The sequence below is a fragment of the Candidatus Didemnitutus sp. genome, from assembly GCA_019634575.1.
Lineage (GTDB): Bacteria > Verrucomicrobiota > Verrucomicrobiia > Opitutales > Opitutaceae > Didemnitutus.
Map to the genome: position 1 here is coordinate 213,440 of JAHCAY010000004.1, position 15,252 is coordinate 228,691.

The 15,252-nt window shown below is 64.0% G+C and carries 12 protein-coding genes; 9 read left to right on the plus strand and 3 right to left on the minus strand.

What is annotated here, in order from left to right; translation table 11 throughout:
- Window positions 1-91: 91 nt before the first annotated feature.
- Window positions 92-730, plus strand: a complete 639-nt coding sequence (gene pcp, locus KF715_20890) for a pyroglutamyl-peptidase I (protein ID MBX3739157.1) — start codon at window positions 92-94, stop codon at window positions 728-730.
- A gap of 141 nt (window positions 731-871) precedes the next feature.
- On the opposite strand, the gene KF715_20895 is transcribed toward pcp, so the two are convergent.
- From KF715_20895 to KF715_20905, 3 genes are all read right to left on the minus strand, one after another.
- Complete coding sequence (locus KF715_20895; GenBank protein MBX3739158.1) at window positions 872-2,470, minus strand: SpoIIE family protein phosphatase; 1,599 nt, start codon at window positions 2,468-2,470, stop codon at window positions 872-874.
- 215 nt (window positions 2,471-2,685) lie between these two features.
- On the minus strand, window positions 2,686-3,789 hold the full coding sequence (gene ychF / locus KF715_20900) for a redox-regulated ATPase YchF (protein ID MBX3739159.1): 1,104 nt from the start codon (window positions 3,787-3,789) through the stop codon (window positions 2,686-2,688).
- Window positions 3,790-3,843: 54 nt separating this feature from the next.
- Window positions 3,844-4,617 (minus strand): hypothetical protein, encoded by a 774-nt coding sequence (locus tag KF715_20905; GenBank protein MBX3739160.1) that lies wholly within the window; start codon window positions 4,615-4,617, stop codon window positions 3,844-3,846.
- A gap of 209 nt (window positions 4,618-4,826) precedes the next feature.
- Here KF715_20905 and rpsP point away from each other — a divergent pair, with 209 nt between their 5' ends.
- From rpsP to KF715_20945, 8 genes are all read left to right on the plus strand, one after another.
- Window positions 4,827-5,084 carry a 30S ribosomal protein S16 gene (gene rpsP / locus KF715_20910; protein MBX3739161.1) on the plus strand — a complete coding sequence of 86 codons (258 nt, stop codon included), beginning with the start codon at window positions 4,827-4,829 and terminating at the stop codon, window positions 5,082-5,084.
- Window positions 5,085-5,284: 200 nt separating this feature from the next.
- Window positions 5,285-5,965, plus strand: a complete 681-nt coding sequence (gene trmD, locus KF715_20915; GenBank protein MBX3739162.1) for a tRNA (guanosine(37)-N1)-methyltransferase TrmD — start codon at window positions 5,285-5,287, stop codon at window positions 5,963-5,965.
- On the plus strand, window positions 5,962-6,330 hold the full coding sequence (gene rplS, locus KF715_20920) for a 50S ribosomal protein L19 (protein ID MBX3739163.1): 369 nt from the start codon (window positions 5,962-5,964) through the stop codon (window positions 6,328-6,330). Before trmD ends, rplS begins: the two co-directional genes overlap by 4 nt.
- Window positions 6,331-6,457: 127 nt before the next feature.
- Complete coding sequence (gene tkt / locus KF715_20925; GenBank protein ID MBX3739164.1) at window positions 6,458-8,452, plus strand: transketolase; 1,995 nt, start codon at window positions 6,458-6,460, stop codon at window positions 8,450-8,452.
- A 206-nt stretch (window positions 8,453-8,658) separates the two neighbouring features.
- Window positions 8,659-9,231 (plus strand): MarR family transcriptional regulator, encoded by a 573-nt coding sequence (locus KF715_20930; protein ID MBX3739165.1) that lies wholly within the window; start codon window positions 8,659-8,661, stop codon window positions 9,229-9,231.
- A 36-nt stretch (window positions 9,232-9,267) separates the two neighbouring features.
- Window positions 9,268-10,383 carry an efflux RND transporter periplasmic adaptor subunit gene (locus KF715_20935; protein MBX3739166.1) on the plus strand — a complete coding sequence of 372 codons (1,116 nt, stop codon included), beginning with the start codon at window positions 9,268-9,270 and terminating at the stop codon, window positions 10,381-10,383.
- Between the two features lie 138 nt (window positions 10,384-10,521).
- A complete protein-coding gene (locus KF715_20940; GenBank protein MBX3739167.1) occupies window positions 10,522-13,845 on the plus strand; it encodes an efflux RND transporter permease subunit in 3,324 nt (1,107 codons plus the stop codon).
- A gap of 14 nt (window positions 13,846-13,859) precedes the next feature.
- A complete protein-coding gene (locus tag KF715_20945) occupies window positions 13,860-15,224 on the plus strand; it encodes a TolC family protein (GenBank protein ID MBX3739168.1) in 1,365 nt (454 codons plus the stop codon).
- The last annotated feature ends 28 nt before the right edge of the window (window positions 15,225-15,252 follow it).

Sequence of the window (15,252 nt, forward strand, 5' to 3'; positions counted from 1 at the left end):
TGCAGAGAACCGATGGCGGCAGGGAAATTTCTGAGTTCGTATCCGTGTCCATCTGTGTTCATTTGTGGTTGGTTCCTCTTCGATTACCCCAATGCGAAATATCCTGCTGACTGGTTTTGAACCGTTCGACGGCCAAGCACTCAACCCCTCGGAGGAGATCGCGCGCGAGATCAACGAGGCGAAGATTGCGCGTCACCGGATCGTCGGCGCGCTGCTGCCGTGCGTGTTCGGTTCCGCGATCAAGGAGCTGAAACACCAGATCAAGCTGCACGATCCGGACATCGTGATCTGCCTCGGTCAGGCTGGCGGACGCGCCGAGATCACGCCGGAGCGCGTGGCGATCAACATCGACGACGCGCGCATTCCCGACAACGCCGGGCAGCAGCCGATCGACAAGCCGATCGTGAAGGAGGGACCGGCGGCGTATTTCTCCACGCTGCCGATCAAGGCGATCGTGCAGGAACTGCGGAAACACGACATCCCGGCGGCGGTCTCGCAGAGCGCGGGGACGTTCGTCTGCAATCACGTTTTCTACGGGCTCATGCACGAGCTCTCGATGCATCGCGCGGATGTGCGCGGCGGGTTCATCCATGTGCCGTTCGTGCCGGAGCAGACGACGGATCAACCGAGTTTGCCGTTCGAGAAGATGACAGAGGCGGTGCGCCTCGCGATCGCGGCGTGTGTTGATTATCGCCGCGACATCAAGAGCGTGGGCGGGCAGGTGAGCTGAGCGCGGAGGACCGAGAACTGACTTTCGGAGACCGGGCCTCGTTCCGGGGGATGGTCTTTGTGGGAGCGAGCTTGCTCGCGACGAATCGTGTGCCTAGTCGCGAGCAAGCTCGCTCCCACAAGTGAACGCCTGATTAGCGAACTATGGTTTTCCCGTGACTTCCATCGCGACGATGCACACGTCGTCGGCGAGGGCGCCGGTGCCGCCGGTGTAGTCGCGCACGGTGCGGAGCAGCTGGGTGCAGATGCTGTCGAATTTCGCCGACGCGCATTGCCCGAGCAGGAAACAGAGGCGGTCTTCGCCGAAGAACGAACCGCTGGGATTCGTCGCCTCGATCAATCCGTCCGTGAATGCGAAGAGCCGGTCGCCCGGGCCGAAGGCGATGCGGCCGGAGGTGTAGGAGAATTGAGAAATGAGTCCGGCGGCGGGCTCGGGATCGGGGAGGGCGAGGCGGTCGATTTCGTTGCTGCGGCGGATGACGATCGGCGGCGGATGGCCGGCGTTGGCGTAGTGCAGTGTGTGCGTCTCGAGGTCGACCAGCGCGAAGAACGCCGAGGCGAACATGGCCTGACCGGACTGCTCGGCGATGGGGCAGAGCGCGGCGTTGATCTCGCTCATGACGTGCGCGGGGTCGGCGGCGCGCGGACCCATTTCCTGGAACACGCCGCGGATCATCGCGGTGAGGAGGCCGGCGCGCACGCCGTGGCCCATGACGTCGCAGATCAGCAGGCCGCAGCGCGTGTCGGAGAGTTGGAGGAGATCGAAGAAATCGCCGCCGAGTGTCGTGGCTGGGACGTAGCAGTGGGCAAAGCGGAGCGCGCTCGAGTCCGGCGCGGCGCCGCGCGGAAAAACCGGGTAGGGCCGCGAGAGGAGGATTTCCTGGAGCTGACGCGCCATGAGGACGTCGGCTTCCATTTCCTCGGTGCGGTGCGCGAGTTCCTGCTCGGCGAGTTTGCGCTTCGTGATGTCGTGGCTGATGCCCACGAGTCCGGCGATCTGGCCGCGGAGGTCGCGCAGCGGGACCTTGGTGGTGAGCGACCAGCGGACGGTGCCGTCGTCGAGCGTGGCCGATTTCTCGTTGCTGAGGATCGGCTCGCCCGTGGCCATGACTTCGCGGTCGTCGGCCATGGCGATCTCGGCGCGTTCGCCGGGGAGAACTTCGCGGAGCGTGTGGCCGAGGACCTGTTCCTGGGATTTGTGGCCGAGGCTGGCGAGGTGGGCGCGGTTGTTGAGCAGGTAGCGCGAATCGAGATCCTTGACGTAGATGCGCGCGGGCAGGTGGTCGATGATGGTGCGGAGAAGGTTGCGCTCCTCGGTGAGTTTTTCCTCGGCGATCTTCGTCTCGGTGATGTCGCGCGTCATGCCGAAGGTGCCGATGATGCGGCTGGAGGCGTCGCGCCAGGGGAGCTTGGTGGTGGAGACCCAGCCGGTCTTACCGTCGCGGAGCGTGATGTGTTCCTCCTTGCCGACGATCGCGTGGCCCGTGCGGATGATCTCGAGCTCGTCGGCGCGGGCTTTCTCAGCGTGCTCGCGGGTGAAGTAGTCGAAGTCGGATTTGCCGACGCACTCGTCGGGCGAGGCGGCGCCGAGGAGCTGGGATTGGGCGAGGTTGTTGCGAACGAAGCGACTTTCGAGGTCCTTGAAATAGATGCGGTCCGGCGTCGCATCCATCAGCATGCGCACGATCGAAGAATCGAGGGATTCGATGTTCGCGGGAGCAGGGATGACGGCGTCGCTCATGGGGCTGACAACTTGGCCGGCACGTGCGCGTGGCGCAACAGGAGAGAAAGCGGGAGTCGGGAAGACACGCGCCGAGCAAACCATGCGACGCTGGCTGTGGGAGCGAGCTTGCTCGCGACCCGGACCGCTTGGAGAGTGTCAGTCGCGAGCAAGCTCGCTCCCGCACCGACATCGGAGGCGACGCCGAGGCCTGACTTCAGTCAGTGCGCGCTTGCTCAGTTGTTGAAGCGGAAGAGCGCGACATCGCCGTCCTGGAAGACGTATTCCTTGCCTTCGAGGCGATATTTGCCGGCGTCGCGGGCGGCGGCGGTGGAGCCGAGGCGGACGAGGTCTTCGTAGCTGACGACTTCGGCTTTGATGAAGCCCTTTTCGAAATCGGTGTGGATGACGCCGGCGGCTTGCGGGGCTTTCCAGCCTTTCACGATGGTCCAGCAGCGCACTTCCTTTTCGCCGGCGGTGAAGTAGGTCATCAGGCCGAGGAGATCGTAGGTGCCTTTGATGAGAGAGGACACGCCGGAGTCGTCGACGCCGAGATCCTTGAGGAAGGCTTTCGCTTCTTCGGGTGGGAGATCGATGAGCTCGGCCTCGATTTTGGCGCTGATCGGCACGTAGGCGGCGTCGTGGTGATGAGCGACGTAATCGGCGACTTGGCGGACGAATTTGTTCTGCTCGGCGGTGGCGAGGTCGGACTCGGCGACGTTGCAGGCGAAGAGGACCGGCTTGGCGGTGAGCAGCTGGAAGAGCTTCATCTGCGCCTTTTCCTCGGGCGTGGCGTCGAGGACATTGGCGGTTTTGCCGGAGTTGAGGTGCGGCTCGAGTTTCTGGAGCAGCGCCATTTCGGCGATGGCCTCCTTGTCGCCGGACTTGGCTTTCTTCTGGGTCTTGTCGATGCGTTTGGTGACGGCGTCGAGGTCTGCGAGCACGAGCTCCGTAGTGATGACCTCGATGTCGCGGACCGGATCGACGCCGCCCATCGTGTGGACGACGTCGCTGTCTTCGAAACAGCGGACGACTTGGACGATGGCGTCCACCTCGCGGATGTTGGCGAGGAACTGGTTGCCGAGACCTTCGCCCTTGGACGCACCGGCGACGAGGCCGGCGATGTCCACGAACTCGATGGCGGCGGGCACGACGACGTTGGTCTTGGCGATGGCCTTCAGGACGTAGGCGCGTTCGTCGGGCACGATCACGACGCCGACGTTCGGGTCGATGGTGCAGAACGGATAGTTCGCCGCTTCGGCCTTGCGGGAGCGGGTGAGGGCGTTGAAGAGAGTGGACTTGCCCACGTTGGGCAGACCGACGATGCCGGCTTTGAGCATAAGTCGGGCAACGTCTCCGGCGCGCGGAGGCTGGTCAATGGGAAATCCTGTGGATCAACGCGCGAGGCCGGCACTGACCAGCCGGGCGTAGAGTTCAGGTCGGGTGTCTTTGAGGCTTCGGAAATCCGTCTCGGTCGTCATCGTTTGGAGCGAGGTCGCCGGATCGAATGAAGTGGATCCACGTATCGAGCCCGGACCGCTAGGGCCGAGCGCGCGAACTTCCACAACAGTTTGTCGCAGCCCAAACCCGCCAAACTCCGTGGAGTTCGAACCGTCGAAATCGGAGAGTTTTCGGAAAAACTCGCTTCGTTCCTCCCCGAGTGTGGCGAGCACTTCGGCGCGCAGCGCATCAAGAATCACGCCCCCTTCTCGAGGGTAAGGCTCGATGGTGATACGGATCGTGCCGTCGGGTTGCGGCGCCAGTTGGGCCTTGGCGGCCTCGATCGAGGCCACTTGTGCCCTGACACGTTTGGCTACTCCTTCGAGGCGTTCAATTTCCGCCGGCGACAATTCATATAGCGTGATGAAGTCGGGATTAAGCCGCTCAAACGCAAACGGCGGCACGTGCGAGCCGTTTTGCAGTCGCTTCGTGGCGAGCAACTCCGCGGCTCTGAGAATAGGGAAGGATTGCGTGACGCCAGGACTGCTAACCGCCGGACCCGCGGTGGGGTCGGAGGGGCGCTCTGGTATTTTGCGGACAACGTCTGCTGATCCGGTTGTCGGCGCGATATGGGCAGCGCCTGCGGCGGGTTTGGTGGTGAGCCGCGCGACCAGAAACCCCGCGCCGAAGGCCAGGAGTAGTGCGACAGGCATTAGGACAGTGCGCATTGGGATGATGTTGCGCAGGGGAGCGGCCCACTCCTGAGCGCGACAGTGGAGAAGGTGATTTCCCCTAGCGCTGTGGCAAGTTCGCAGGCTCGGGCAGGAGCCTGCTTGCCGGCTCGTTTTGGGGGCTTGACAAGGCCAAACCGTTTTCGACTCTTTGGACCTTTTCCAAATCAACCACCGCTGTCCGCACAGCATCCCAGCACTACCAAATGGCACTCACGATCCGTCTTTCCCGCTTCGGCACCAAGAACGAGCCCCACTACCGCGTGGCCGTCGCCGAAGCCCGTTCGCGCCGCGATGGCGACGCCGTCGAATACCTCGGCAGCTACAACCCGAACGCCAAGGGCAACCCGCTGACGATCAAGCTCGACCGCTTCGACTACTGGGTTTCCAAGGGCGCCAAGCCGTCCGACACTGTGCGCTCCCTCGTGAAGCGCTCGAAGAAGGCCGCGGCCGCCACGGCCTGAGCCAGTTGAAACACGGAGAACGCGGAGGACGCATAAGTCCGACGCGACCGAATCGAAACCTCGGAGCAATCCGGGGTTTTTGTTTTCCCGAACCAGAAACCACGAATGAACACAAATGGACACGAATGGCACCGCGACGACGAGTTCTTCCGGATTAGTGTTCATTCGTGTCCATTCGTGGTTCAAAAACTCCGCCCCTGATGCGCATCGACATCCTCACGCTCTTCCCCGCCATGCTCGACGGTTTCCTGTCCGAGAGCATGCTCGGTCGCGCGCGCGAGGCGAAACTCCTCGAGATCAACGTCCGCAACACGCGCGACTGGGCGACGGATAAGCACAAAACCACCGACGATCGTCCCTTCGGCGGTGGGGCGGGGATGGTGATGAAGTGCGAGCCGATCTTCGCTGCCTTCGAGGAGCTCCAGACGCCCGGTTGCCGGCGCATTTACCTGACACCCGACGGCACGCCGTTCACCTCCGCTCGCGCCGAGCAGCTCGCGAAGGAGCAACACCTTATCTTCCTCAGTGGACACTACGAAGGCGTCGACCAACGCATCCGCGACACGCTCATCGATGAGGAGATCAGCATCGGCGATTATGTGCTCACCAACGGCACTCTCGCGGCCGCCGTGGTGATCGATGCGCTCGCTCGTTTTATTCCCGGCGTGCTCGGCGAAGAAAAGTCATTGACCACCGAAAGTTTCACTCGCAACTTGCTCGACTTTCCCAATTACACGCGTCCCGCCGTTTACCGCGGCATGTCCGTGCCGGAAGTGCTCCTCGAGGGGCATCACGGCAAAATCGAGAAGTGGCGGCACGCGCAGCAGTTGGAAAAAACCGCCAAGGTCCGACCCGATTTACTAAAGAAACAGCAGCCATGAATCCCATCGTCCAAGAACTCTCCGCCGCCCAGGTGAAGCACGCTACGGCCCCTTTCAAGGTCGGCGACGGCGTCCGCGTCCACACCAAGGTGCGCGAAGGTGACAAAGAGCGCGTCCAGATTTTCGCCGGCGTCGTGATCGCCCACAAGGGCACCGGCATCAACGAGACCTTCACGGTCCGCCGCATCAGCTACGGCGAAGGCGTCGAGCGCGTGTTCCCGGTCAACTCGCCCAACGTCGAGAAGATCGAAGTCGAGCGCGACTCCGAGCCCGGCAAGGCCCGCCTCTACTACCTGCGCGACCGCACGGGCAAGGCCGCCATGGCGGTCAAGGAGAAGCGCGTCGAAGAGACCGCGAAGGCCTGATCTCCTCTCCAGTTTTTCACTCCGAAAGCGAGCCAGCTATGGCTCGCTTTCTTCTTTTAGCACGAAAAAGGATTTTGCACGGCGCGCGCGCGGCGTGTTCGCTGGACGCTCACCCCTTTTGTTTTTCATGAAGCTGAACACCGACATCCTCGCTCAAGCCAGCGCGCAGGCCCGCGGCCTCGCCATCGACGCCGTTCACAAGTGCTCTTCCGGCCACCTCGGCCTCCCGCTCGGCGCCGCCGAGATCGGCGCCGTCCTCTACGGCCACGCTTTGGTGCACAACCCCGACGAGCCCCGCTGGCTCAACCGCGACCGCTTCGTCCTCTCCGCCGGCCACGGCTCGATGTTTCTCTACTCGTGGCTTCACCTCAGCGGCTACGATCTCTCGCTCGACGACGTCAAAAACTTCCGCGTCCTCCACAGCAAGACGCCCGGCCATCCCGAATTTCACGAGACGCCCGGCGTCGAGTGCACCACGGGCCCGCTCGGCCAGGGCATCGGCAATGCCGTCGGCTTCGCCCTCTCCGGCAAGATGGCCGAGGCGCGCTTCAACACCGCCGAACACGCCATCTTCGATCACCATGTCGTTTGCCTCGCCGGCGACGGCTGCATGCAGGAAGGCGTCGCGATGGAAGCCGCCGCCTTCGCCGGCCACCAGGGCCTCGACAACCTCATCCTCATCTACGACGCCAACGACGTCACGCTCGACGCCATGGCCGAGAAGACCCAGAGCGAGAACACCGCCGCGCGCTTCAAGGCCATCGGCTGGGACGTCCAAACGCTCACCGACGGTCACGATCTCGCCGCCATCCTCAAGGCCGTCAACAAAGCCAAGAAGACCAAAACCGGTCGCCCGCAGCTCATCATCGCCAAGACGATCATCGGCAAAGGCATTCCTGAAGTGCAAGGCACCTCGAAGGGCCACGGCGAGGGTGGGGCGAAGTTCGCCGACACCGCCCGTGCCGGACTCGGTCTGCCCGCCGACCAGCACTTTTTCGTGAGCGAGCCGGTTCGCGAGTATTTCGCCGCGCACAAGTCGCGCCTCAAGCGCACCTACAACAAGTGGAAGAAGATCTACGCCGCCTGGGCCGCCGCCAACCCCGACAAGGCCGCGCTCCTCGAATCGCGCGACGCCAAGGTCAGCGCGGCGCACCTCATCGAGCACGTCATCCCGCATTTCCCGGCCGATGCGAAGCTCGCCACGCGCGCCGCCGGCAAGGACGTGCTCCAGCCCGTCGCCGCCGCGCTCCCGCTGCTCATCTCCGGCTCGGCCGATCTCCACGGCTCGACGCTGAACTACATCGCCGCCGACAAGGATTTCGACCGCACCAATCGCGCGGCGCGCAACCTCCGCTACGGCATCCGCGAGCACGGCATGGCTGCGATCAACAACGGCGTCGCCTACGACGGCATCTTCCGCACCTCGTGCGCGACGTTCCTCGTGTTCGCCGATTACTCGCGTCCGTCAATGCGTCTCGCCGCACTGTCGAAACTCCCCGTCGTCTACATCTACACGCACGACTCCATCGGCGTCGGTGAAGACGGCCCCACGCACCAACCGGTCGAAACCGTTTCCGGTCTCCGCGTCATCCCGAATCTCGACGTCATCCGCCCGGCCGACCCCGAGGAAACCGCCGGCGCCTTCGCCGCCGCCCTCGAACGCCACGACGGCCCGACGCTCCTCTCGCTCACGCGGCAAGCCGTGCCGATGCTCAACGACATCCCGGTCAGCGAGCGCCGCGCCGGCGTATTGAAAGGCGGCTACGTCGCCGTGCAGGAAACCGCGCCGCTCACGCACATCCTGCTCTCATGCGGCAGCGAACTGCAATGGGCCGTCGCCGCGGCGAAGCAGCTTGGCGCCGGCACGCGCGTCGTCTCGATGCCGTCGTTTTCGCGTTTCGACGCGCAGCCGCAGGAATACCGCGACGCCATCCTTCCGCCCTCATGCCGCAAGCGCGTCGCGATCGAGGCCGGTGTCACGGGACTGTGGGCCAAATACGTCGGCCTCGACGGCAAGGTCGTCGGCATCGACCGCTTCGGCCTCAGCGCTCCGGGCAACATCGCGATGAAGGAACTCGGCATCACGACCGAGGCCGTCATCGCCGCAGCCCAAGCGCTCTGAGCCGCGCCGCGCATCCGCGCGGGCGTGTTTTTTTCTTCGGCCCGCAAGACTCCTTGCGGGCCTTTTTTTTGCGTTCGGTTTTCTGGTGTTTTCCCGATGGGAGAACGCGATTTTTCCCTATGACTTAGCCGTTCGGCTAAAAGTCACAAAACTCCGCTTGCGAAATTCGTTAGGAAGCTAATCGTCAGCCCCCTTATCTTTTCGCCATGCCGCATCTCATGCTCAAGGACCTGCCGCGCTACGAATGCCTCCTGGAGGCGTCGCGTGAGTTTCCCGAGCTGGTCCCGAGTGCGGCGGAAGCCTATCTGCACCTCCTGCGCACGGCGGACGATGTCTTCGCCCTTTCCGAGAGCCGCTTGGCTGCGCACGGCATTTCCCAAGGCCGGTTCGGTGTGCTGATGCTCCTGTGGCGCAGCTCCGAGCCGCGCACCGGCGACGTGCCGATCACCCAGCCGCCTTGCGGTCCGCGCACCCCGGCCGAATTGGCCGACGCGGCCGGCGTCACCCGCGCGACGATGACCGGCCTGATCGACACGCTGGAACGCGACGGCTATGTCGTGCGCGAGCCCGATCCGAGCGATCGGCGCATGTTGCTCGTTCGCTTGACGCGGAAGGCGGAAAACTTCCTCGTTAAATTCCTTCCCATCCACTTTCGCGGGGCTAGCGAGGTGATGGGTGCCCTCACCGAGTCCGAACGCAAGACCCTCGTTCGTCTACTCGGGAAGATCCAGCATCAGCTTTCGACCTTGCCGGATGAATCCGCGCAGAAAACTGCCTGAGTCCCTTTCTCCCAACCGTCCCACGCCAGTCCTCCCATGATTAAGAAGTTCGCCATCGCTCTCTCCGGCTTCGCCGCCGTCGTCCTTCTGCTGGGCGCCGTCAAGGTCGCGCAGATCAAGGAAATGTCCGCCCAGGACCACTCGCACCCGGCCGCTGCCGTCGCCACCGTCGAGGCTCAGTCCGTCCAATGGCACCCGACCCTCAGCGCGATCGCGTCGCTGGCCCCCGTTGAAGGTGTTACGGTCAGCGCCGACGCCGACGGCACGATCGTTCGCATCGCCGCCGAAAGCGGCACCGCGGTGAAGGCCGGCGACCTGCTCATCGAACTCGACACCTCCGTCGAGGTCGCACAGCTGAAGGCCGCCCAAGCCCGTGCCAGCCTTGCCGCCGTCAACCTCGAACGCGCCAAGGAACTTTGGGGCCAGAAAGCCAATTCGAAGTCGGAATACGACGCCGCCGAAGCCACCGCGCGCCAAGCGCAGGCCGACGTCGCAGCGCTCGAGGCTCAGATCGCCAAGAAGCACGTGCGCGCGCCGTTCGACGGCCGCGTCGGCATCCGCATGGTGAACCTCGGGCAATACATCTCCAAGGGCCGCGCGCTCCTGCCGCTCCAGAAACTCGATCCGATCTACGCCAACTTCAACATCCCGCAACGCCAGCTGCCGAACGTCGCGCTCGACCAGACCGTGCACGTCTCGATCGATGCGTTCGACCATCCCTTCGACGGCAAAGTCACCGCGATCAATTCCGAAGTCGATGCCGCCACGCGCAACGTCGCCGTGCAGGCCACGCTCGCCAATCCGGACGAGAAACTCCGCGCCGGCATGTTCGCGCGCGTCGAGGTGCAGCTGCCGCAGTCGAACGACCTGATCGTCGTTCCCGCGACCGCCATCTCCTACGCCTCTTACGGCAACTCCGTGTTCATCGTCGAAAAAATGAAGAACAAGGACGGCAAGGAGTTCCTCGGCGTGCGCCAGCAGTTCGTGCAGCTCGGCGCCACGCGCGGCGACCTCATCGCCGTCACCGGCATCAAGGCCGGCGACCAAGTCGTTTCCACCGGCGTGTTCAAGCTGCGCAACGGCATGCCCGTGCAGATCAACAACGCCGTCCAGCCGACTACCAACGCGAACCCGAAGCCGGCCAACACCTGAGTAGGACCACCGACCACCAAGGAACAAGGACGACGGACCACCGACCACCCGCCGAGTGAATCCAAACCGCCTGCGTTCGCGGCATTCCCGGTCCCGTTGTCCGTAGTCTCGTAGTCCTGCCTTCCCCCTTTTCTTTCCATGCTCTCGAAAAGTTTCACCGACCTGTTCGTCCGCAAGCCCGTCATCGCGCTCGTGGTCAACATCGTCATCCTCGTCCTCGGCGTGGTGGCTTATTTCCAGCTGAACACCCGCCAATACCCGCGCAGCGACAGCGCGGTCGTCAACGTCACCACGGTCTACTTCGGCGCCAGCGCCGACACCGTGCGCGGCTACATCACCACGCAGCTTGAGCGCGTTATCGCGCAGGTCGACGGCATCAATTACATGGAGTCGACCTCCTCCGCCGGCGTCAGCACGATCAAGGTCTACCTGCGGCTCAACTACGACACCAATGCCGCGCTCGCCCAGATCAGCTCGAAGATCGAGCAGGTCCGCAACGAGCTCCCGCCCGAGTCCGAATCGCCCACCGTCAGCGTCGAGACCGCCGACAACCAGTTCGCGTCGGTCTACATGAGCTTCTACTCGGACTCGCTCGATCAAAACCAGATCACCGATTACCTCAGCCGCATGGTGCAGCCGCGCCTCTCCGCGGTGAAGGGCGTGCAGAAGGCCGACATCCTCGGCGGCCGCGTCTTCGCGATGCGCATCTGGCTCAAGCCTGACGAACTTGCCGCGCGCAACCTCAGTCCCGCGCAGGTCCGCACCGCGCTCGCCGCCAACAACGCGCTCGCCGCCGTCGGTTCCACGAAGGGTTCGATGCTCTCCGTCTCGCTCGTCGCGAACACCGACCTGAAGAACGTCGAGGAATTCAAACGCCTCGTCGTCGCTGAGCAGAACGGCTCCATCGTCCGCCTCTCCGATGTCGCCGACGTCGTGCTCGGTGCCGAAAACTACGACTCCGAAGTCCGCTTCGGCGGCAAGACGGCCACGTTCATGGGCATCTGGGTTCTCCCGACCGAGAGCACCGTCGAAGTCATCAAGCGCGTCCGCGAAGCCATGCCCGAGATCGAGCGCGCGCTGCCCGCCGGCCTCAAGGCCTCCATCGCCTACGACGCCACGAAGTATATCGACGATGCGCTGAGCGAGATTCTCAAGACGCTCTCCGAGACGCTCGCGATCGTCGCCATCGTGATCTTCCTCTTCATGGGTTCGTTCCGCTCGGTGCTCATTCCGCTCGTCGCGATGCCGCTGTCGCTGATCGGCGCGCTGTTCATCATGATGGCGATGGGCTTTACGATCAACCTGCTCACGCTCCTCGCGATCGTGCTCGCGGTCGGTATCGTCGTCGACGACGCCATCGTCGTCGTCGAAAACATCGAGCGCCACATCCGCGAAGGCAAAACGCCCATCGAAGCCGCCATCCTCGGCGCGCGCGAACTCGTCGGCCCGGTCATCTCGATGACGATCACGCTGGCCGCCGTTTACGCCCCGATCGGTTTCCAAGGCGGCCTCACCGGCGCGCTCTTCCGCGAGTTCGCCTTCACGCTCGCCGGTGCGGTCATGGTCTCGGGCTTCGTCGCCCTCACGCTCTCGCCGATGCTCAGCGCCTATCTCCTCCAAGGCCACGACCAGGAAGAGAAAGGCCTTACCGGCACCATCAACCACCTCTTCGACCGCCTGCGCAATCGCTACGAGCGACTGACGGGGCTCATGATCGAACCTCGACAGCACGGTTCCGCTCAGTGGATGGTGCTCGCTTGGTCCCTGATCATTTGGATTCCGGCTCTGCCGATCGTGCTGCTTGTTTTCGGCGCCCTTCTTGGCTTCGGGCCGGTGTTTGCAAGCTGGTGGAAAATCGCCGCCGCTCTGCTCGCCATCTCGGTGCTCAGCGCAATTTTAGTGGTGATTTTTGATCTTCTTCTCGGCCGACGTTTCGCCCGCGTTCAGCACACACTAGCGTTCGCAACGATGGCGACATTGCTGCTGCCCGTTTTCTTCAACTTCGCCCAGCGCGAGCTCGCGCCGAAGGAAGACCAGGGCATCGTGTTCTCCATTCTCCTACCGTCGCCGACCTCGACCATCGATCACAACGTGATCTTCGCGAAGGAAGTTCAGAAGATGTTCGAGAGCGTGCCGGAGTATGCGCAGTCGTTCCAGATCACCGGCAACAATTTCGGCTTCGCTGGCATCCTGCTCAAGCCGTGGTCTGAGCGCACACGCAGCTCGCTCGCCATCGAGCAATCGCTACAAGCGCCCGCGGCCGCGATTCCCGGCATGAACGTCGTCATCACGACGCCCGATCCGCTGCCGTCCGGCGGCTCGCTGCCCATCGAATTCGTCATCCGCTCGACCGCCGACCACAAGGAGATGCTCGATTACGCCAACCAGCTCGTGCTCTACGCCAACACCGAGGCCAACGAGCCGGGCAAGGCGCCGACGTTCTACTTCGCCGACTCCGACCTCAAGTTCGACCTGCCGCAGGTCGAGATCGTGATCGACAAGGACAAGGTCGCCGACATGGGCCTCAGCCTTTCCGATATCGCCCGCGACCTCGGCTCGATGCTCGGCGGCGGTTACGTCAACCGCTTCATCAACGACGGCCGCAGCTACCGCGTCATCCCGCAAGTCGAGCGCGGTCAGCGCCTCAACGCCGACCAGCTCCTCAACTACCACGTCCGCGGCCCGAACGGTCAGCTCATCCCGCTCTCCACGATCGCCACGTTGCAGGACACCGTCCAGCCGCGCACGCTGAACCGCTTCCAGCAGCTCAACTCCGTCAAGATCACCGGCGTCGGCCCCAGCATCGACAACTCCCTCAAGAAACTCGAAGCGAAGGCCAAGGAAATCCTGCCGCCCGGCTACTCGATCGACTACGGCGGCCAGTCGCGCCAGCTCCGCACCGAAGGCGAAGCGCTGTGGAAAGCCGCCGTGCTCGCGCTCGTGCTGATCTTCCTCGTGCTCGCGGCGCAGTTCAACAGCTTCCGCGACCCGTTCATCATTCTGCTCGGCTCGGTGCCGCTGGCCTTCTTCGGCGCGATGATCCCGATCTTCCTCTGGAAGACCTCGCTCAACATCTACTCGCAGATCGGCCTCATCACACTCGTCGGCCTGATCGCGAAGAACGGCATTCTGATCGTCGAGTTTGCGAACACGCTGCAGGAGGAGGGCATCGCGAAAGCCGAAGCCATCCGCCGCGCCGCCGCGACGCGCTTGCGCCCCGTGCTCATGACGTCCGCCGCGACCGTGTTCGGTCACTTGATGCTTATCTTCGTCAAGGGCCCCGGCGCCGCCTCGCGTAACTCCATCGGCTGGGTGCTCGTCGTTGGTATGGCGATCGGCACGGTGTTCACCCTGTTCGTCGTTCCCGCCTTTTACATGCTCATCGCCAAAGACCACGCCAAGGCCCGTGCATCCGCTCCGGTTGTCACACCCGAGGCTGGTGTTGCGGTCCCCGCCAAGTAAGCTCCCTCCTTCCCATGAAACTGGTTCCGTCCTCCCTCGCCGCCCTCGCCGTGCTGGCGTTAGCGCAACCGCTCCGCGCGGAAATGCCCGCGACGCCCTTCAAACCCGACGGCAAAGCCGACCCGTCCTACATGGTCCCGGACGAGCTGACGCTGAATTACGCGCTCTCGTTCGCACTCGATAACAACTTCGCTATCCGTCAGGCGAAGGAGCGCATCCGCCAGCAGGAGGGCATCGTCCTCGAGGTCCGCGCCCAGCAGATCCCGAACGTCACGAGCTCCGCCGGCTACTCCGGCTTCGCGCAGCAGATCTCGACCACCGGCGACGACCGCTCGTGGTCCGTCAACATCACCGCCCGCCAGATCGTCTTCGCCGGCGGCGGCGTGCAGGCCACGGTGAAGTCCCAGCGCCTCGCCCTCGAGGCGGCCACGCTGTCGCTCCAGTCCGTGATCGATGCCGCGATGCTCGATGTGCGCACGAAGTTCTACAACGTTCTCGTCACCCGCGAGCGCATCAAGGTGCAGGAACAGAACGTCGAGCTCCTCCGCCGTCAGCTGCAGGATGTGAAGAACCGCTTCGATGCCGGCACCGTCTCGAACTTCGAGGTCCTTCGCGCCGAAGTCGCCGTCGCCAACGCCCAGCCGCCGCTCATCACCGCACGCAACGCCTACCGCCTCTCCATCGACGACCTGCGCCAGTCCCTCGGCTTCGTCACGGTCGACGGCGCCAACGTCGCCAAGATCCCCGAGTTCGTCGGCAAGCTCGAGTTCTCGCCGGTCAGCTACGAACTCACCTCGGCCCTCGCCACCGCCCGCGAACGCCGCCCCGATCTCCTGCGCCTGAAGAAACTCGAGGAAGTCGCCGAGCAGGTCGTCACCGTCCGCCGCTCCAATTACTACCCGGACCTCTCGCTCTACGCCGCCTACGACTGGCGCAAGCGCCCGGGTTATTCCGACTTCGCCGCCTCGCGCGACGGCCTCACGGTCGGCGTGCAGTCCACTTGGGACATCTTCGATGGCCGCGCCACCCGCGGTCGCGTCGTCCAGGCCGAGTCCGCCCTCGAACAGGCGCGCCTCGCGCTCAACGAAGCCGAACTCTCCGTCTCCGTGGAAGTCCGCCGCGCGCTCTCCTCGTTGCAGGAAGCCACCGAGCTCGCCGAGGCCTCCAAGAAGGTCGTCGAACAAGCCGAGGAAGCCGTCCGTCTCGCCGATGCGCGCTACGCCGCCGGCACCGCCACGCAACTCGACGTCCTCCAGGCGCGCACCGACCTGACGACCGCGCGCCTCAACCAGCTCCAGGCGTTCTACAGCTTCAACGTCGCCTCGGCCAACGTCCGCCGCGCGATGGGCCTGCCGGACGAATTGGTCGCCGGCCGCTGAGTTGTAGACATCCGTTCTTGCGAGCCGC

Excerpts from the sequence above, each read along its gene's own strand:
- pcp (MBX3739157.1), top strand. The coding sequence starts at position 92 with ATGCGAAATATCCTGCTGACTGGTTTTGAACCGTTCGACGGCCAAGCA.
- KF715_20895 (MBX3739158.1), bottom strand. The coding sequence starts at position 2,470 with ATGAGCGACGCCGTCATCCCTGCTCCCGCGAACATCGAATCCCTCGAT.
- ychF (MBX3739159.1), bottom strand. The coding sequence starts at position 3,789 with ATGCTCAAAGCCGGCATCGTCGGTCTGCCCAACGTGGGCAAGTCCACT.
- KF715_20905 (MBX3739160.1), bottom strand. The coding sequence starts at position 4,617 with ATGCGCACTGTCCTAATGCCTGTCGCACTACTCCTGGCCTTCGGCGCG.
- rpsP (MBX3739161.1), top strand. The coding sequence starts at position 4,827 with ATGGCACTCACGATCCGTCTTTCCCGCTTCGGCACCAAGAACGAGCCC.
- trmD (MBX3739162.1), top strand. The coding sequence starts at position 5,285 with ATGCGCATCGACATCCTCACGCTCTTCCCCGCCATGCTCGACGGTTTC.
- rplS (MBX3739163.1), top strand. The coding sequence starts at position 5,962 with ATGAATCCCATCGTCCAAGAACTCTCCGCCGCCCAGGTGAAGCACGCT.
- tkt (MBX3739164.1), top strand. The coding sequence starts at position 6,458 with ATGAAGCTGAACACCGACATCCTCGCTCAAGCCAGCGCGCAGGCCCGC.
- KF715_20930 (MBX3739165.1), top strand. The coding sequence starts at position 8,659 with ATGCCGCATCTCATGCTCAAGGACCTGCCGCGCTACGAATGCCTCCTG.
- KF715_20935 (MBX3739166.1), top strand. The coding sequence starts at position 9,268 with ATGATTAAGAAGTTCGCCATCGCTCTCTCCGGCTTCGCCGCCGTCGTC.
- KF715_20940 (MBX3739167.1), top strand. The coding sequence starts at position 10,522 with ATGCTCTCGAAAAGTTTCACCGACCTGTTCGTCCGCAAGCCCGTCATC.
- KF715_20945 (MBX3739168.1), top strand. The coding sequence starts at position 13,860 with ATGAAACTGGTTCCGTCCTCCCTCGCCGCCCTCGCCGTGCTGGCGTTA.